Below are 18,135 nucleotides of genomic sequence, written 5' to 3' on the forward strand. Positions count from 1 at the left end.
AATTCAGCCCTAACTTTCGGGATGACTGTCACGATTGCGAACAAGCGCAGTCAAGAGCGATAGGAAATGCGTACGGACGATGCATGTCCAGAAGAGCTGCGTGCGACATGACGCCCTCTTTCCGAGCATTCAAAGACGTGGCCACTCTCGAAAGAGGGCGGGTACGGAGCCTAGTTTGGGAAAGGTTGCAGAGTTGCAAGGCAGCCAATTTCTTGACTTGATGCTGGACAATTGCGACTTCGCTACCTCCGCAGCGCCATCACCAAGTAGATAGACGGTTTATGGATAGCGTCAACTTCCCGACGCCCGCCCCCCTCGGACGATTGGCAGAACACCCCTCTTGCGCTGACTTCGATAGTCAACAACAATCAGCGAACTCGATCACAGTTTCTACAACTCTGTGCCTCGGTTAGCTGCGCACGGATGTCCAGCAAGCAGTAGCGACAGGGCACCCGTTCGCTTCTTTTCTCAAAGAAGGGACGCTTACAACGTGAGCAAACAGTTCGATTCATTTGTGACCATGCTTCGGGATAACCTCCCCAAGCACGACAGTATTGAGCAGGCAGCTCTAGCCGTCCGATCACACATGATGAATTTCACCGGGCCTTTCTCGGAAGAGCTAGAGGCAGACTTCGCAGCAGCGCTGTCGAGTGTAAAGGCATCCTTCCAGAACGTTGAGATTCTGAGAAGGAATTCCTTGGTCAATCCGAGGCGCATCTGGTACAGGGGTCCAGGGCCGAAAGATCGCCATTGGCCAGCCCTCTCTTCCTACTTGACGGACGTCAAGGGTTGGAAGGACTCCATCGAGTCGCTTGACGACTCGTCCTCAGAAGTGGTCTCGCTTCTGGCCAATCCCACTGACGATAAATTCCGGTGCCGGGGCTTGGTGGTTGGTTACGTGCAATCAGGCAAGACTGCGAACATGACTGCCGTCATCGCAAAGGCAGTGGATGCGGGATACAACCTCATCATCTTGCTGGGCGGCGTCACCAACAAGCTCCGCGCGCAGACCCAACGGCGTATTGAGAACGACGTAGTGAATCGCCATCGTCACCTCTGGCACGCCTATACGGACGATACCGACGATGGCGATTTTGTAAGACCTAAGAACGGGCAGTTCACCATGCCGCTCGAGGGAGGCGCCCAGCTCGCCGTCATCAAGAAGGAATCCAGGCGGCTTGATCGTCTCCTGACAACAGCCAAAGCTACTTCAAGGCAGACGCTCCATCGCCTGAGAGTACTCATCATCGATGACGAGTGCGACCAAGCCTCGGTCAACTCTTCCGCGGATGAGGAAGAGATGACCAAGATCAATGAAGCCATTCGTCGGATCATTCATGCATTCCCCGCCGTGAGCTACGTTGGGTATACGGCCACGCCGTTTGCAAACGTATTCATCAACCCGTTCCCCTTGCGGAAGGAGGAGCTTGATGACCTGTACCCAGAGGATTTCATCACCGCGCTGCCCCGGCCCGAAGGCTACTTCGGAACGCGGGAAGTGTTCGGCCCGTCCGACATTTCCGCTGATGACGAGAGTGACGGAGACTATGGGAAGAGCATGCTCCGCCCCATTCCCGCTATTGAAGTAGCAAAGCTCACTCCCAGTGGGAAGAATCAATTTAAGACATTTGTGCCAACGATGTCTGAGCAACTTGAGCGGGCACTTGTCTGGTACCTGATCACCTGCGCCATCCGGCGCAGCCGAAAGCAAGCGTCCCACATGACGATGCTTATTCACACATCGTCGTTTGTTGTCCAGCATGACAACATGGCTACGTTGGTCAACGCTTGGCTTAAGGGGAATAGCTCCGATATCCGCAATCTCGCTGGCCGGATGGGAGTTCTGTTCGATGACGTATTTGCATCGGAGACCAGTCGCGTGCCTTTGGAGCACGCACTGCCGACCGGAAACTTCCGCACGGACCTCTCTTCGCACCTTGCCGATGTATTAGATGCACTTGAAGTAGCTGTAGAGAACGGATACAGCGACGAACGGCTCGATTTCACAAAGAACCACAAGACCTACATCGTGATTGGTGGCTCGGTTCTCGCACGAGGACTAACACTCGAGGGACTTTGTGTTTCCTTCTTTCTGCGAACCTCCCGCCAGTACGACACACTGCTTCAGATGGGCCGCTGGTTTGGATTCCGGCACGGGTATGAGGATCTGCCACGACTCTGGACAACTTCAGACCTAATCTCCAACTTCCGATCTTTGGCCCAGGTCGAAGAAGAAATCCGCAGGGAGATTGCGGTTTACAAGACTGCGGAGGTGAAGCCGACCGAGTTTGCCGTGAAGGTTCGCGAGATTCCTGGCCTAGCCATCACTTCTGCGGCGAAGATGCGCCATGCGTACAAGACTAGCATCAGCTTCGATGGTCGCCATCTTCAGACCATCCGGTTCGATCATAAGAAAGAGACCAACTGGGCGGCTACAGAGACCTTCGTTGACTCACTGATTGATCAGTCAAATGAGAATTCTCATCCGAACGTCTTCTTTGGCGTCCCCGCCGGTATGGTAAGGCGTTTCCTTGTTGAGTATTCCATTTGCGACAAGCACCTCGATCTTAACAAGTCAATGCTCCTCGGGTACCTCGATGAGAATATGACGAAGCTTCCTGCTTGGAACGTGGCAGTGATGAGCAACAGCAGCAGGGATGCCAACAGTACGGACCTCGGAAAGTTTGGCAGCGTCTCATTGTTCACTCGCTCTCGCCTGGATGAGCCGAACGATTACGCTGACATCAAAGCACTTATGTCCAAGGGTGACATTCTTGTCGACGTAGTGAAGGAGGATCGAAACCCGGTAGGCAGCTGGGAAGAACTTAAGGCACAAAGGAGCCAAGTCCCTCTCCTGCTTATCTACCCGATTGACAAGGTCTCCGCACCGAAGTCGAAGTCTCTCAACCGCCGCGCGTTAGATGCGAAGGGGCACCTCATTGGACTTGGCTGGGTGTTCCCAGGAGCCAAGGATCGCGCGGGAGCCTACTACAGCGTGGAACTGAACGTCCCCACCCCGGAGCAGCTGGATGAAGGGGACGACGTGTTCGCTGAGGCAACAGATGAAGCCTGAGTCGCCTCACGAGGTTTGGGTCGCGCTGCGCAGCAAGAGCGCCTCGGACAATGTCATCGAGATCGCAAGCATCCCTAGCACCGTCCAGACTGGTTACGGGCCGGTTCGCTATGCGCTGGACGATTCTGGATCCCCAAGACTGCTCATTCCCTGCACGTGGGTCGACGGCCTTGAGTCTCTGACGAAACTAAGTGGACCTAGCCTCAGCGTGCGCCTTTCGAGCTTACAAGGGCAGAGTGGTCGATCCATCTACATCGACTTGACTCTAGCCACACCTGCGCTTTCCAAGGTTTTCGCAGAATTGTGCCAAGAGATCCTGCGACGGCTTTCGGCAGGGGGGAATCCGGCTGACGCGGTTTCCAATACGATCCAAGACTTTCGGGCACTTCTTGCCGACCCATCATCCCAGGTCGTATCAGAGACGGCCATAGGTGGGCTGATAGGGGAACTTCTTTTCCTGCTCAAGATCACTCAAGGCGGAAACTCATCTGCGTCGGCGTGGACTGGACCGATCGGCCAGCGGCATGATTTCAGAACGAGAAAAGGCGCCGTCGAGGTGAAGACTTCACTGAGGAAAGCGACTGCCCGCATCCACATTCACGGAATTGAGCAACTGACAGCGCCCGCAGGATCTCCGCTTTGGCTAGCGCACTTCAGGATCGAGCGCGCGTCTTCAGGTCGCCTGTCTGTCTCGACTCTCGTGGAAGAACTCGTTGGACAAGGTGTGTCTCCACATGAGCTTTCTTCCAGGCTGGCGGCGATTGGATGCATGGATCCCCACAGCCTGGCCTGGAACGGTCAGTCTTACGAGCTTGAGGGCTTTGACCTGTACTCAGTCACGGAAGGTTTCCCAAAGCTGGATTCAGCCTTGTTTGAGGGCGGAACGCTTCCCCTAGGAGTTTCAGAGCTGATCTACCAGATCGACCTCTCCGTTGCACGCGATTATTTGGTCTCGGAGTCGGACTTGAAGATTGTTATTGAGGAAATGTCCCAGTGAATGCGCTTGAGATATTCAGCGAACCCTACTCGCCAAACGGGAACTTGGCAGGGTCCGGCTACCGTCGTCTGCTTGGGCGCCCTTCTATGGACCTGCTGCAGACCGTAATCCGCGAAGGACTGCAGAACGTCGTCGATGCCGCTGACCGAGGTTATCCGCCTCGCGCGACGATCAGAGTTCGCACTCTCACTACGTCCCAGCGAGATGCCCTTCGAACGTCCGCACTGGCGATGCTCCCCCATGGCGGCGAATCGGCCTCGCTCATTGGCTCCAGCTTGAGGGGTGAGACCATCCGTGTACTTGAGCTCTGTGACTTCGACACTGCCGGACTCTCAGGTCCGACAGACGCCGACGCACCTCCTGCAGCCGGCGAGAAGCTTAACTTTGTTAACTTCTTGAAGAACGTGGGTGCGACTCGAGACACCCCTCATGGCGGCGGTACATATGGCTACGGGAAGAGCTCTTTCTACGCTCTAAGCGAGTGCTCAACAATCATTGTGGACAGTCAGACCACCTGCGGCGGCTCTCCGGTGAGACGACTAATGGCGTGCCACCTTGGCGACGCTTTCGACGCCCCCTCTCGAGATGGATCAAGGGACCTTCGCTTCACCGGTAGACACTGGTGGGGGGTGAGTCATGAGGACGGCCGAGTTGACCCATTGACTGACTCGTCTGCATCGGCGTTGGCACTTGAGCTTGGTCTTCCATCCAGGCAAACCCATGAGACAGGAACATCCATCATGGTTATTGATCCTTCGGTGGACGCCGCAGATCTTGCCTCGTTGGGTAATCGGATTGTGACAAGCGTTTTGATGAATTTCTGGCCGAGAATGTGCGCGTCTACTCCGAAGGAGAAGCGCCTGCATCTGGAGGTCTATGTGGATGACGAACTAGTCGAGCTTCCTTGCCCCGAAGACTTTCCGCCGCTGGATCTTTATTCCTCCGCACTCGCCTCGCTGAGAAGTCGAACCGAAGGTACGCCTATCACAAGGTACTCCAAGGAGCTGGGGCGGCTGAGTTTCAAACGAGGGGCCAGAAGTGATCGACACCGAGCCGCGGCTGCCGAAGGTTTGGATGTGCTGGCGCGCTCCTCGCACATTGCCTTGATGCGACCCGTTGAGCTGGTCGTCAAGTACCTGCCCGGCCAGCCTTTTGCTGACGATCGGTACGAATGGGCCGGGGTGTTTGTTAGTTCGGACGAAGATGGCATTGAGGGGGCCTTCGCGGACTCTGAGCCCCCCACTCACGACGATTGGGTTCCGGAAAACCTCCAAGCTGGAGATGCAAAGGCCATTGTGAAGTTTGCAATGCAGAGGCTTAAGAGAGAGGCAAATGACTTTGCTCCTCGCCCAAACCATGTGCCGGATGCCAAGTCTTCGTCCCCCAGCCTTGCTGCAACTGCGGGGCGAATGGGACGATTTCTAGCTCAGGTATCGACGACCGGCCCTGGAATTCCCGCTCGGAGAAGCTCGAAGCCTGGTGTTGCAAGCCGAGTTCGGATTGGTCCGCCTGAGTTTGTTGGGCTGTCCATTGATCAAGATGGGACCAAAGTGGCCACCTTTAAGGCGGAACTTCACAACGACGGTTCCGCCCCGGAACTTCGGATTAGCGTTCATCCGCGCCTGGTCGCCGATGGTGCCAAGGCGTCGGACCGCGACGTTCCAGCTTCGTTTCTTCCCCGAGCTTTAGGAGTATCCCTGCCTCAGCACTCCATCGAGGCCGATGGCGCACTCCTACTAGTTGGGAAGTTCGGGGGAACACTGTTTATCCGAACGACCGTGCCTACTGGGGCTGCCGTGGAAGTGGAGCTGGACACCATCTTTGAGGGCGCACAATGAGGCGAACCGCCTTTCCATTTCTCGTGCTCTCTGATGACGTTGTGTGCTTCGAGGGCTGGCAGCTCGGCGACAAGGACGCACCGCTTGAGCCGGTAGGCGAGCTTCTTCATGACTGGGACTACGCCAGAGATCTCACTCTGAGGGCGTCCGTCCAAGTGAGCTGGGAGGCTGCGGCAGCTATGCTTGAGGTTGACGCGAGTTCGCTGGTCATTACTGCAGCACTTCATGTAGGTACCGGCCAGGGGAATTTACCGCGGCGCACCGCTATCCTGGCAGTAGAGAGAATCAGCAAATCGCGGACCCGAGTTGTCCTTGAGACAGAGCTCGACGGGTCGCAACTGTCCTCACGCATTACTGGCCACCTTCATCTATCACTAGGACCGGGCGTTCAAGGCCACTCGGATCTGTCTCCCGTAGTTCCTGGTTCTCGGCTCTGGTCTACAGCCTTCGATATCCTCATCGAGGATGGTGGCAGCTCTCGATTCCCAGTCTCTTCCTTGAGCTTCCGTGCGGCGTTCCCCGATAGCACGCATCAGTTCTCTCCTTGGTACCTTGACTGGCGGCCAGGAGACCTGCACTCGGACTTCTCTTCCAGCGTCGCACTCTATGTCAATGAGGACGACAAGGAGTTTCACGCGAGATTCCACGCCGGCGATCGCCTCACTGTCCAGAGTGTTCTCGGCGGCGTGGCATTTGAGCTCTGTAGCGTGGCACTTGGGTCTGTAGATGGCTTCGAAATCGATACCTTTGAAGAGGGCTCTGTCGGGGCAGTCATTTCTCACTGGCTGATTCAAGCGTTCGGTCAAACCTTGGCGCGCTCGGCAAAGGGTGAGCTTGAAAGAGACCCTGGCGCGTTCTTTGCATCCATGCTTTCGGCGATGAGTGAGGCTCCATGACTACTTTCCTGCTACCCCGACTTTCGCGTCTGGGAGTCAGGCGCCTCGCCGATGAGCTGGGCGAAGGCTACTCAACCGCAACTGCGAAAAGCTTTCTTTCCGATCACTCCTCACTAGGCGGATTTGGAGCCAGCGGAGGGCTGAGGGATGCCAGATCCTTTGAAGCCTTGGCGGATCGCCTAAGGGAGATCGCGGTGAAGTGCAACATGCCCTCGCCCCCCGGTACGACTGCCAAAGCAATGTTTGATCGTGACGCGGCCATAGCCTTGGGCGAGTGCGTGATTCTCAGGAGCGCGGAAGCGCTTCGCGATGATGTCTGGGCATATCTAGCTGCGGTCCTGCTGCCCGATGTAGTTAGGTGGCGCTTTGGAAAGGCACCTGCGGAGCGCTACTTGGGGGGAGTTCGAAACACCTTCCAACGCCTCTGGATGCGTGCTTGGGCGCTGGACCTCGGCGCAGGCAATCTTGAGCGCTGGACGCTGCTGCGCGGGCTCTCAGAAGATGCTCACGTAGCAATATTCGAGCGACCATCCATCGGAGGTAATGCCGTTCTGGCCAAAGCCAGCGCGGCGGAATGGCTAAGGGTGTCAGAGGTGATTGGTCGGGGCGCTATGGAGGAAGTGATGCGTAGGTCGATCAAGGTTCTTCGTCTGAAGCACCAAATCATCGACCTCTCAGTCCTGTCCGATGAAGATGTCCAACAGCAAGTCAAAGAGGCGTTTGCGCTAGCGGTAGACGACCTGACGGCCACCAAGTAGGCCAAGTGCCACAACTTGAAATCTTAGGGTGCGCGTGCCATCCTGGCGCCGCAGAAGCGGCGCAACGGCGCCGCTATTTATATTTGTGAAGAAACGTATGCTGATCCCTGTAGTTGACGTCTTTGCTGGCCCTGGCGGCTTGGGTGAAGGATTCTCCGCGTACAGTCCGAATGGCCGGTCCAAGAACCGACCCTTCAAGATTGCCATTTCAGCTGAGATGGAGGTTAACGCGGCGAAAACCCTGCGTCTGCGGGCCTTCTTCCGCCAGTTTGAACCGGGCAAAGCTCCCGCGAGCTACTACGACTACGTTGGCGGGCGAGCTGACCAGCCGTGGACCGAAGCTACAAAGGCACAGTGGATTGAGTCCGGGGAGGAAGCACGCCAGCTCCAGCTCGGAGTACCCAAGGACGACAAAGTTCTGCACGACCGGATCAAGCAGATCTCCGCGAAGGGAGATCCATGGATTCTTATTGGTGGTCCACCTTGCCAGGCCTATTCACTTGTCGGACGCGCCCGTAACAAGGGCATTTCCGACTACAAGCCGGAGGAGGATCACCGCCACTTCTTGTACAAGCACTACCTCAAGATCCTGAAGGACCACCGTCCGGCAGCGTTTGTCATGGAGAACGTCAAGGGAATTCTCTCGTCCAAAGTGGGTGGCGAGCTGATGTTCCCGAAGATCTTGGCAGATCTCCATGCTCCTGGCGGCAAGGGTGGACCGCGCTACCGCATCATTCCAATGATCAAAAGTGATAGCGGCACACTGTTTAATGAGGAGGATGGTCGGCGATACATCCTTCGCGCGGAAGAGCTAGGGGTTCCCCAAGCACGTCATCGCGTTGTGCTACTCGGCGTCCTTGAGGACATTGACGTCTCCAAAGCGCGCCTGATGGTTCCCTCGCTTGACCGGGTTGACGTTTCTTCAGTGATTCGCAACCTCCCGAGGCTGAGGAGCGGCTTGACTGACGTAGACTTTGACTCATGGTCCGAAGAGGCCCAAGCGATTCTTGCACATGCAGCCAAGCTCTCAGAAGATCGTGAGGTTGCCACGGAACTCAAGCAACAAATTCACAAGGTCACTAAGACCGATCCTGGGTCTGGCTCGAGGACGGCAACTTGGACTTCAGGGTGCAGCAAGGTCCCGCCGCATCTTGAGGGATGGCTGCTAGATCCAAAGCTCGCGTATCTGCTGAACCATGAGGTGCGTCAGCATATGTGGATGGACCTTGTGCGCTACGCGTACGCATCAGCGTTCACTTTGACCCACGGCAAGTCGCCGCGTGGGTCAAGCGAGTTCCCTGAGGCTATGCATCCAGCCCACGCAAATTGGTCGTCCGGCAAGTTCGTTGACCGCTTCAAGGTCCAGCAATGGAAGGGGCCTAGCTCCACTGTGACTAGCCATCTATCGAAGGACGGTCACTACTTCATCCACCCTGATCCTTCACAGCTCAGAAGCCTTTCCGTCCGGGAGGCCGCTCGACTTCAGACGTTCCCCGACAACTACTTCTTTGAGGGCTCTAGAGGAGCCCAGTTTAGACAAGTCGGAAATGCCGTGCCGCCATGGATGGCAAACCAGATTGCAGACGTCGTCTACTCGATACTGGAATCCTGATTCCAAGCTATCTCTTGGTAGCCTCTGTCGGATCGAAGGAACTCACTGAGGTCCGACAAGCTTTTCGAGGGGGTGCGCCGTAACGCGCACTCCCAGACAACAACAACACGCCAACCCTGTACAGTCAGCTCGCGGACCGCCCTCGCGTCGCGCTCACGATTGGCAGCCAACTTCGTGGTCCAGAAATCCCTGCGCGTCGATGGAGTCGTGGCGTACCGGCAGCCAGGATGCGCGTGCCAAAAGCAGCCGTGCACGAAAACGACGGCGTGATACTTGGGCAGCACCAGATCGGGACGTCCGGGTAGATCTCGCCGATGGAGCGAGTACCTAAAGCCTTGGCCGTGCAAGTATTGCCGCACTCGAACCTCTGGCTTCGTGTCCTTGCCTCTGATCCCTGACATCATCTTGGATCGGGCCTCAGAGCTGACAATGTCACTCATTTGCACTCCACTGATTCGGACTGTGACGTCAGAATCCTGCCTACCGCGAGATGAACCCAACGAGAGTACTGCCAACATCGAGCGGACGCGCACATGGGGCAGCTATCTCGACGAAGATCATACAACTAGCGCAAGCTGGCTTCTCGCGCTGCAATCGGCGCGCGGAGCCGCGAAGATCACACATCGACAGCCAGTTCCTCTGGCACAGACCCGATCGAAAGGCGACTTTCTGTAACCATGCAATCATCGGCACGCAGCTCTCCACAAAGGCCGCGGCGGGAACACCGCGCCCGAGAGCGCGGTTTCAGTAGCCCCTACTTTGCTGTGTAGTCGAACAAATTCCGATGTCCAACGTTTGCATAGAAGCGCGCCATTGATGATTGCACCGCTTCGGCAAAGGGAGAGTCAACCAGAGCAACGCGAGTGTACTCAGCGTCGATGCTTTGCATCTCAACGGATGTCAATCGCATCAAATCAATGTAAAGATCCGGCACGCCGCAGAACTCCGGCAAGAAACAGTACCTGCCCTCTGGGGTCCCTACGCTGGATGCGGGAATTCGGGTTTTCTTTCCCTCAAGCTGCCGCAGCCCCTTTTCTGTGAGCACTATTGATGGAATACACTCGGCGAGAAGAATTCTGTCCGCGCGCGGCGGCTTATCCCCCTGTCTCGCCATATGGCAATGGGGAGTAAGGACGATGAAAAACGCAGAGTTTCCGTCATTGCACTTCTTTAATAGTAGTGTTCCGAGCCTTAGGTCGCCTGGCAGGACCGGCATAACGTAGTAGTCGTACGCGTCTGCATTCAGCCGTCGAGTCATGCCCTGGGCACCGATCATCTCATTCATCTGGATCGAAGCGCGACGTCGTATCAGCCGCTCCAAGCCAGAAGTCGCAAAATCTGCATCGACGGAAAGTGCATCCCAGTTCGCCTCTAGAAATCCCCAAATGTAACCTGCCGCATCGCTCTCAAGTTCCCGTCTCAACTTCGTCATCACCTGCACGATCGCCCCACGCGTCTCCAACATACTGCCGAGGACGGCAGTGATTGACTGCGGAAATGGGGGGCTTGGAGTGGCCTTGTCAACGAACTGCAGAGATGGCGAAAGTGCGATATCAGTAGGGCACGCCCCGTCCGAGTACATCACGATAAAAGAGAAGCCTAAGGCCTTTGCTCTCTCCACGACACTAGAAGCACGATTGTCGGCCTCATTTACGTTGAGTTTTCCGGAGAGTGCGCGCCCTTTGTAGACGTCGGTCACAACAATGTCGTACTTCTTCTCGTCCATCATGTTCACAGCCTCTTCGAAGCTGTCGAACATAGTCCATCGAACTACGTACTCGCCAATCTGATCCGGAACCAACTGCCTGCACTGCTCAATGATCTCTTTGTCGTCATCGACAAACATTGCGTTTAGCACCGCATCCTTTGGCACTGCATCATTCACAAACCTACTCCTCTTTCGAATTTTGCGATGAAGTTTGCTCCGCCATGTGCGGAGTCCCCTTCGTATACAACGCGCCCGTACTGCTCGATGACCAGCCTCGCTATGTACAAGCCCAACCCCATGCCATTAGGCTTATTTGAAACATACGACTCGAAGATCCGGTCTACGTCTTCCTCCGCCACTCCAGGACCGTCATCGTGTATTGCAACAGAGAAACCTTGATCAAGCCTATCGATGTATACATCTATCCGACCACCGCCTCCGATCCCGTTCTTAAACGTCGACCAGTAGATCGCATTGTCTATTAAGTTGGCTACCACTTGCCCAAAAGCGGCTGAGGACATCTTCGCAGAAATCGTGCCGCTGTCATGGATGGTAACTGCAATCTTCTGGCGAGCTAGAAGTGCGTCGTAGATTGAGAGTGTTAGCTCAATTTCTTCCCTCACGTTGAACGAGGTTGCCTTACCCCTCCTTCCAGCCGTATGTGGCTCGAGCCGCTTTCGTAGACCTGATATCTGCTCACTCCAAGACAGAATCTTTTTGAAACTATCATCATACGGAGTGGGATCCTGAACCTCCTTGTGGATGAGCCGCTTTGTGATCTCGACCTGCCTGTTTATTTTACCCAGCGGCGCACCAATTTCGTGGAGCACAACATCTACCATATGTCCGAGGCCGGCGGATAGCAGCAGGCGTGAGAACACCTCCTGTACGCGCTCTACACCAATGTTCACTTGAACCTCAGCCGCTTCGATAAGCCTCGTGACAGGATGATCCTTCCCGAGCTCCTCCTTCACTTTTGCCACTGCGGGTGAGACATCGAAGGCTTCGAATAGCGCGTCAGACTGCTTAGTTTGCTGGCGAGGACGAACGCGATACCGCGCCTCCTCCAATCGTTGAATAATGGCTTTGAACCACGTCTCCAACGCGTCGTGGGCTTGGTTCTTTATCATCCCCTCTCGAGCGCTCCTGTCCTGAAGCTGCTCGTTATGCTCTCTCGATATCCGGATCGCGGCGACGATTTGATTGTTCGCAAGGTTCTGCCCCGGACGCTGGCGACTGCGAAGATCCAGCTGCAACCAATCGTTCCCAGGCTCTCCATACGGGTAGACTCTAAACCCGTCGCGGTAGACGGAAACCCCGCAGTAAATATTGAGTGTGCTTCGCAGGAGGGCGACAGTCGTCCCAAGTCTTTTTGCGATGGGCTCCAGTCCATCTCGATCACGGTCCCACGCACGGATCTCAAACTCAAACGGCCCGCACTCCGGGCGGATGCCGGCTTGCAAGAGTTGCTGAGCTGTTATTTCTATGTCCGGACTTCCTTCAACCTCAATGGTGGCATGAAGCAGCCCCTGGCTATCGAGTTGCCCTGCCATCCGGTACTTCGGTGATTGAATCTCTTGAGGTGTATCCACCGTTCCGGAAATGTCCGGATGTCCCGGTATCGATAGCTCAATGGAGAAGTTGTCCACCTCACTGAAGGGAGATATGAGCCGCGAGAGCCGCGAATGGACTCGTTGGAATGATTCTGGACTCCATTTCTCCTTGTCGAGTCCCTCTATGGTCAGTCTTGTTCCTCGAGCTATGCCCACTGACGGACCCACAGAGTAGTCAAGTTTCACGTCGTCCAAGTAGGCCGAGTCGCTGAATTCCCCCCAAGTTAGGAAAACGCTAACTGCGTCGAAGCCTTCTGCCTTTGTCTCAAGCAAGAGTGTGTCGCCAAGCCGTGCCGACGCAAAGCGTCCAATGCCCTTCGCCCCTTGGTATGGCCGGCCGCCCGGAGAGCGACTGCTTGCCTTCTTATTGATTGTTCCGGGTTCGAACCAAGCGCCGAGAACGGTGTCGATGGACATGCCTACTCCATCATCTTCGATAACGATACGAGCAACTTCCGCGTACTTATCAAGCTCGAATGACACGCGTACTTGAGACGCATCAGCATCGAATGCGTTCTTCACAAGCTCCACCAAGGCGACCGGCTCATCACTGATAAGCTCTTCACCCAGAAGCCCAATGAGGCGCGCTCTCGGCCTCATCGTCGTAATGCCGTGAGTGGGTACTGACATCAGCTCCTCCCTGAAAATATCTTGATTGACTGTCTCGCGAAGGTTATATCGTTCGCCGCCGCGCGCATACTCGCGACCAAAGAATTTGGTCAAAATTCCCTTGTAAAGTTCTCTGATGCAAAAAAAAGGGGCGGCTCTCGCCGCCCCTTTTCGAAATCAAACCCCGACAGGATTAGCCTTCTCAGGATCAATCTTGTACTGCTTGATAGCCCGGGCAACATCCTTACCGGTCATCTTCCCGTCCTTCGCCAGCGCCGCAATCGCGGCGTGCGCGATGTAGTACCGGTCAACTTCGAAGAAGCGACGCAGGTTCGCACGGGTGTCCGAACGACCGAAGCCATCGGTACCCAGCACGGTGAACGTAGCCGGCACGAACGCGCGGATCTGGTCCGCATACGCACGCACGTAGTCCGTTGCGGCAATCACCGGGCCCTGGCGGTCTTCCAGCAGCTCGGTCACATACGCCTTGCGCTGGGTGTCTTCCGGATGCAGGCGGTTCCAACGTTCGGCGTCGAAACCATCGCGGCGCAGTTCGTTGTAGCTCGGGCAGCTCCAGATGTCGGCGGTAACGCCGAAGTCCTTCTCCAGCAGCGCGGCCGCTTCAATGGCTTCGCGCAGGATGGTGCCCGAACCCATCAGCTGCACGCGCAGCTCGCCCTTCTTCGGCTTGCCGGCATCGGTGAGCAGGTACATGCCCTTGATGATGCCTTCGGCCGCGCCTTCCGGCATTTCCGGGTGGGTGTAGTTTTCGTTCATCAGAGTGATGTAGTAGTACTCATCAATCTGGTCTTCCATCATGGCCTTGGTGCCGTGCTGCATGATCACCGTGACTTCGAAACCGAAGGTCGGGTCATAGCTGCGCACGTTCGGAATGCCACCAGCGGCCAGATGGCTGTGGCCATCTTCGTGCTGCAGGCCTTCACCGTTCAGCGTGGTGCGGCCGGCGGTACCGCCGAGCAGGAAGCCGCGGGTACGCATGTCGGCGGCCTGCCAGGCAATGTCGCCCACGCGCTGGAAGCCGAACATGCTGTAGTAGATGTAGAACGGCAGCATCGGCACGTTGGAGACCGAGTAGCTGGTACCGGCCGCCATCCAGGAGCTGATGGCGCCTGGCTCGCTGATGCCCTGCTGCAGCACCTGGCCGCTCTGGTCTTCGCGGTAGAACATCAGCTGGTCGGCGTCGACCGGCTTGTACTTCTGGCCGAACGGCGCGTAGATGCCGATCTGGCGGAACAGGCCTTCCATGCCGAAGGTACGGGCTTCGTCGGCCACGATCGGCACGATGTGCGGGCCCAGTTCCTTGTCACGCAGGGTGATGTTCAGGCTCTGCACGAAGGCCATGGTGGTGGAGTAGCTGCGCTCGCCGCTGCTCTTCAGCAGGCGGTCGTAGGCTTCCAGCTTCGGCGCCACGAAGGTCTTGTCGGCCTTGCGGCGGCGCTGCGGCAGGTAACCACCCAGCGCGGCACGGCGTTCCTGCAGGTACTGCACTTCCGGCGAATCCGGGCCCGGGTGGTAGAACGGCACCTGGCCATCGGCCAGCTGCGCGTCGGTCACCGGAATGTTGAAGCGGTCGCGGAAGTGGCGCACCGCTTCGTCGTCCAGCTTCTTGGTCTGGTGGGTCGGGTTCAGTGCCTCACCGGCGCTGCCCATGCCGTAACCCTTCACGGTCTTGGCCAGGATGACGGTCGGCATGCCCTTGGTGTTCACGGCCTGGTGGTAGGCGGCGTACACCTTGTGCGGGTCGTGGCCACCACGGTTCAGGCGCCAGATGTCGTCGTCGCTCAGGCCGGCGACCATCGCGGCGGTTTCCGGGTACTTGCCGAAGAAATGCTCGCGGGTATACGCGCCGCCGAAGGCCTTGCAGTTCTGGTATTCGCCGTCGACGGTTTCCATCATCAGCTTCTTCAGGACGCCGTTGGTGTCCTTGGCCAGCAGGGCATCCCAGTAACCGCCCCACAGCAGCTTGATCACGTTCCAGCCGCCGCCACGGAACACGCCTTCCAGTTCCTGGATGATCTTGCCGTTGCCACGCACCGGACCGTCCAGGCGCTGCAGATTGCAGTTCACCACGAAGATCAGGTTATCCAGGCCTTCACGGCCGGCCAGGGCGATGGCACCCAGGGTTTCCGGCTCGTCGCTCTCGCCGTCGCCGATGAAGCACCACACCTTGCGGTCGGACTTCTCGATCAGGCCACGGTTTTCCAGGTAGCGCATGAACTGCGCCTGGTAGATGGCGGCCAGCGGGCCCAGGCCCATCGACACGGTCGGGGTCTGCCAGTACTCCGGCATCAGCCACGGGTGCGGGTACGAGGACAGGCCACCGCCGTCCACTTCCATGCGGAACTTGTCCAGCTGCTCTTCGCTGATGCGGCCTTCCAGGAAGGAACGCGCGTAGATGCCCGGGGCGCTGTGGCCCTGGATGAACAACAGGTCGCCCGGGTGGTTCTCGCTCGGGGCGCGCCAGAAGTGGTTGAAGCCCACGTCGTACAGGGTGGCGCCGGAGGCGAACGAGGCGATGTGGCCGCCCAGGTCACCCGGCTTGCGGTTGGCGCGCACGACGGTGGCCATCGCGTTCCAGCGGATGATCGAACGGATGCGCCATTCCAGCTCGGCATTGCCCGGGCTCTTGGCCTCGAGCTGCGGCTCGATGGTGTTGACGTACTCGGTGGTGGGAGAGAACGGCAGGTAGGCGCCCGAACGACGGGTCAGTTCCACCATGCCTTCCAGCAGCTGATGCGCGCGCTCGGAGCCCTCGACATCAATAACGGCCTTCAACGACTCGATCCACTCCTGGGTTTCCACAGGATTCGGGTCGTTGTTCAGCACCTCGTTCAACCAGTTCATTAGCGCTCCCATTACCGCACGCACGCGCGCGACTGTTTTAGATTTCTAGCCGCAAAGTGTAGCGCACCAACGGGTTTGCTTACTTCGCTACGGGTGCGTATGGAAGTGCTGGCGTTGTGTCTTCGGGACAAGGTGCGGCAGCGGGACGCAGGGTTTCATGGGGTTTTGAGGGTGGAATCGGCGGTGTTGCGTGGGACAGATGGGACAGGAGGGCGCGGAGCGTTCCATGTGGGGGACGGAGCGTCGCGGTGATGGGTGCCGATTGCGGGGCGGGTGTTTTCGATATATCGTTAACGCACTTGATTCGATATATCGAAATGACTGCTTCGCGCCCCCTTACCTCCCGTGCGCTCAGCCGCGGCGACCTGCGCCTGCTGGTGCTTTCGCTGCTGGCGGCGCAGCCGCGCCATGGCTATGAGCTGATCAAGGGCATCAGCGAGATGTTCGTGCAGGTGTATACGCCCAGCGCGGGCTCGATCTACCCGGTGCTTTCGCAGTTCGAGGCGGCGGGCTGGGTGAGCGCGCTGGAGGAGGCCGGGCGCAAGCGCTACCAGCTCACGGCGCTGGGCCAGGCTGAGCTGACGGCGCAGCGTGAGGAGGTTGAGGCGGCGCTGCACCGGGTGCGGCACAGCGCGCGCTCGATCGCGAAGGCCAACCTGCCGCCGGTGGTGCGCGATGCGATGCGTGAGCTGAAACAGGCGCTGGGCGTGCACCATGCGCGTTGGCAGGACGACAACGCGGCGGTGGTGGCCCAGGCATTGAGTGAGGCTGCTGCGCGGATCCGCGCGCAGGGCCGGTGATTCCCCCTACTTCGACCCCGCCCGCGTTGTTGCCAGCCAGGTCTTCCCCCTACGCCGCTGCGGCGGCATTGAAACAGGTATTCCCCCATGGCTCTTCATGAAAGCAAGCTGGTGCGCCACACCGTGAAGTTCCGCCCGCTGCAGGTGCTGCGCACCGAGGAGATCAGCCCGTGCATGCGCCGGGTGGTGATCGGTGGCGAGGCGCTGGAGGGCTTCGATTCGCCCTCGCCCGATGACCACGTGAAGCTGTTCTTCCCGAATGCGGAAGGCCAGTTCGTGGTGCCGACGATGACCCCGGAAGGCCCGCGCTACCCGGAGGGCCAAGCGCCCTCGCCCGCCCGCGATTACACGCCGCGCTGGTGGGACTTGGAGAGCAACGAGCTGGCGATCGACTTCGTGATGCACGGCGACGGCGTGGCCTCGCGCTGGGCGGCCAACGCGCAGCCGGGCGATGCGATTGCGGTGGGTGGGCCGCGTGGCTCGCATATCACGGCGGAGGATTTCGACACCTACGTGCTGTTTGGTGATGAGACGGCACTGCCGGCGATTGGCCGCTGGCTGGAGACGCTGCCGGAGCAGGCGCGGGCAGAGGTGTATATCGAGATTCCGGAGGCCGAGGATCGGCAGGAGCTGCCGGTGGATGAGCGGATTTCGGTGTCCTGGCTGGAGCGGAACGGGTTCGATGCGGCTACCAGCACGTTGCTGGAGGATGTGTTGACCGATTTCGAGGAGCCGGAGGGCGACACGTTCTATTGGATCGCCACCGAATCGCGCCGGGCGCGGATGATGCGCAAGTACATCGAGGGGCATCTGGCGGTGCCGAAGGACTGGATCCGCTCCAAGGGGTATTGGAAGGCGCATCCGGAGCATGAGGGGGATTGAGCCCCGGCCGGCCGTGCGACAATCCCGTTTTTGGCCGGCCCCCTTTCGATGCAACCTGCTTCCCTCCCGGCCCTGGCCGACCTGATCGCGCGCCTGGAGCGCGCCGATCCCGCGCTGGACGCCACCCTGGCCACCGCCGCCCCGCAGGCGACGGTGCCGATGCGCGAGGCGGTGCTGCCGCTGGCCAAGGCGCAGCTGGCGCTGGTGCAGGCCAATGCGGATATCACCCTGGTGGCCGATGAGCTGCGCCGGTACCAGAAGTACGCGTTGCCGGGGAAGCCGAGCCTGCAGATCGTGCAGCTGCGCAAGCAGCAGGCGACGGTGAAGCAGGCGGCGTTGATTGCACGTCAGAATTTCGCGCAGGCCACGCATGTGTTCCTGCGTGAGAGCGCGTTGGTGGCGCCGGCGCGCCGGTTGCCCACGGATTTCGCGACCGCATGGTTGGCGAAGATCGCGGCGGTTTGATCCACACCGCATGACCCAA

General features: G+C 58.2%; 13 protein-coding genes. 9 read left to right on the forward strand and 4 right to left on the reverse strand.

The window, feature by feature from the left end; translation table 11 throughout:
* The first annotated feature begins 490 nt into the window (after window positions 1-490).
* The 6 genes from RYM47_RS09830 to dcm all read left to right on the forward strand — a co-directional run bounded on the left by RYM47_RS09830 (window position 491) and on the right by dcm (window position 9,174).
* Entirely contained in the window at window positions 491-3,073 is a 2,583-nt protein-coding gene (locus tag RYM47_RS09830) for a Z1 domain-containing protein (protein ID WP_315387558.1), read from the forward strand.
* The gene (locus tag RYM47_RS09835) at window positions 3,063-4,070 is read left to right on the forward strand and encodes a PD-(D/E)XK motif protein (RefSeq protein ID WP_315387560.1); all 1,008 of its coding nucleotides are present in this window, start codon (window positions 3,063-3,065) and stop codon (window positions 4,068-4,070) included. Before RYM47_RS09830 ends, RYM47_RS09835 begins: the two co-directional genes overlap by 11 nt.
* Window positions 4,071-4,810: 740 nt before the next feature.
* A complete protein-coding gene (locus RYM47_RS09840; RefSeq protein ID WP_315387562.1) occupies window positions 4,811-5,908 on the forward strand; it encodes a hypothetical protein in 1,098 nt (365 codons plus the stop codon).
* Complete coding sequence (locus RYM47_RS09845) at window positions 5,905-6,804, forward strand: hypothetical protein (protein ID WP_315387564.1); 900 nt, start codon at window positions 5,905-5,907, stop codon at window positions 6,802-6,804. Before RYM47_RS09840 ends, RYM47_RS09845 begins: the two co-directional genes overlap by 4 nt.
* Window positions 6,801-7,562, forward strand: coding sequence for a hypothetical protein (locus RYM47_RS09850; RefSeq protein WP_315387566.1), 762 nt, complete (start codon window positions 6,801-6,803; stop codon window positions 7,560-7,562). Before RYM47_RS09845 ends, RYM47_RS09850 begins: the two co-directional genes overlap by 4 nt.
* A 97-nt stretch (window positions 7,563-7,659) precedes the next feature.
* The gene (dcm, locus tag RYM47_RS09855) at window positions 7,660-9,174 is read left to right on the forward strand and encodes a DNA (cytosine-5-)-methyltransferase (RefSeq protein ID WP_315387567.1); all 1,515 of its coding nucleotides are present in this window, start codon (window positions 7,660-7,662) and stop codon (window positions 9,172-9,174) included.
* On the opposite strand, the gene RYM47_RS09860 is transcribed toward dcm, so the two are convergent.
* The 4 genes from RYM47_RS09860 to aceE all read right to left on the reverse strand — a co-directional run bounded on the left by RYM47_RS09860 (window position 9,153) and on the right by aceE (window position 15,969).
* A complete protein-coding gene (locus RYM47_RS09860) occupies window positions 9,153-9,692 on the reverse strand; it encodes a very short patch repair endonuclease (protein WP_315387569.1) in 540 nt (179 codons plus the stop codon). The genes dcm and RYM47_RS09860 overlap by 22 nt on opposite strands.
* A 236-nt stretch (window positions 9,693-9,928) precedes the next feature.
* Entirely contained in the window at window positions 9,929-11,059 is a 1,131-nt protein-coding gene (locus tag RYM47_RS09865; protein ID WP_315387570.1) for a hypothetical protein, read from the reverse strand.
* Complete coding sequence (locus RYM47_RS09870; protein WP_315387572.1) at window positions 11,056-13,125, reverse strand: sensor histidine kinase; 2,070 nt, start codon at window positions 13,123-13,125, stop codon at window positions 11,056-11,058. Before RYM47_RS09870 ends, RYM47_RS09865 begins: the two co-directional genes overlap by 4 nt.
* Window positions 13,126-13,281: 156 nt before the next feature.
* Window positions 13,282-15,969 carry a pyruvate dehydrogenase (acetyl-transferring), homodimeric type gene (aceE, locus tag RYM47_RS09875; RefSeq protein WP_315387573.1) on the reverse strand — a complete coding sequence of 896 codons (2,688 nt, stop codon included), beginning with the start codon at window positions 15,967-15,969 and terminating at the stop codon, window positions 13,282-13,284.
* A 317-nt stretch (window positions 15,970-16,286) separates the two neighbouring features.
* On the opposite strand from aceE, the gene RYM47_RS09880 reads away from it, so the two are divergent.
* The 3 genes from RYM47_RS09880 (at window position 16,287) to RYM47_RS09890 (ending at window position 18,116) form a co-directional block, all read left to right on the forward strand.
* Window positions 16,287-16,769: a PadR family transcriptional regulator gene (locus RYM47_RS09880; protein WP_315387574.1), complete on the forward strand. Its 483-nt coding sequence runs from the start codon at window positions 16,287-16,289 to the stop codon at window positions 16,767-16,769.
* Between the two features lie 87 nt (window positions 16,770-16,856).
* The gene (locus tag RYM47_RS09885; RefSeq protein WP_315387576.1) at window positions 16,857-17,651 is read left to right on the forward strand and encodes a siderophore-interacting protein; all 795 of its coding nucleotides are present in this window, start codon (window positions 16,857-16,859) and stop codon (window positions 17,649-17,651) included.
* Window positions 17,652-17,699: 48 nt separating this feature from the next.
* The gene (locus RYM47_RS09890) at window positions 17,700-18,116 is read left to right on the forward strand and encodes a hypothetical protein (protein WP_315387578.1); all 417 of its coding nucleotides are present in this window, start codon (window positions 17,700-17,702) and stop codon (window positions 18,114-18,116) included.
* The last annotated feature ends 19 nt before the right edge of the window (window positions 18,117-18,135 follow it).

Origin of the sequence: uncultured Stenotrophomonas sp. (assembly GCF_963519125.1) — a bacterium.
Taxonomy (GTDB): domain Bacteria; phylum Pseudomonadota; class Gammaproteobacteria; order Xanthomonadales; family Xanthomonadaceae; genus Stenotrophomonas.

What these genes read in the sequence shown, in the direction of transcription:
- RYM47_RS09835 (WP_315387560.1), top strand. Translation starts at nt 3,063, where the DNA reads ATGAAGCCTGAGTCGCCTCACGAGGTTTGGGTCGCGCTGCGCAGCAAG.
- RYM47_RS09840 (WP_315387562.1), top strand. Translation starts at nt 4,811, where the DNA reads ATGGTTATTGATCCTTCGGTGGACGCCGCAGATCTTGCCTCGTTGGGT.
- RYM47_RS09845 (WP_315387564.1), top strand. Translation starts at nt 5,905, where the DNA reads ATGAGGCGAACCGCCTTTCCATTTCTCGTGCTCTCTGATGACGTTGTG.
- RYM47_RS09850 (WP_315387566.1), top strand. Translation starts at nt 6,801, where the DNA reads ATGACTACTTTCCTGCTACCCCGACTTTCGCGTCTGGGAGTCAGGCGC.
- dcm (WP_315387567.1), top strand. Translation starts at nt 7,660, where the DNA reads ATGCTGATCCCTGTAGTTGACGTCTTTGCTGGCCCTGGCGGCTTGGGT.
- RYM47_RS09860 (WP_315387569.1), bottom strand. Translation starts at nt 9,692, where the DNA reads ATGTTGGCAGTACTCTCGTTGGGTTCATCTCGCGGTAGGCAGGATTCT.
- RYM47_RS09870 (WP_315387572.1), bottom strand. Translation starts at nt 13,125, where the DNA reads ATGTCAGTACCCACTCACGGCATTACGACGATGAGGCCGAGAGCGCGC.
- aceE (WP_315387573.1), bottom strand. Translation starts at nt 15,969, where the DNA reads ATGAACTGGTTGAACGAGGTGCTGAACAACGACCCGAATCCTGTGGAA.
- RYM47_RS09880 (WP_315387574.1), top strand. Translation starts at nt 16,287, where the DNA reads ATGACTGCTTCGCGCCCCCTTACCTCCCGTGCGCTCAGCCGCGGCGAC.
- RYM47_RS09885 (WP_315387576.1), top strand. Translation starts at nt 16,857, where the DNA reads ATGGCTCTTCATGAAAGCAAGCTGGTGCGCCACACCGTGAAGTTCCGC.
- RYM47_RS09890 (WP_315387578.1), top strand. Translation starts at nt 17,700, where the DNA reads ATGCAACCTGCTTCCCTCCCGGCCCTGGCCGACCTGATCGCGCGCCTG.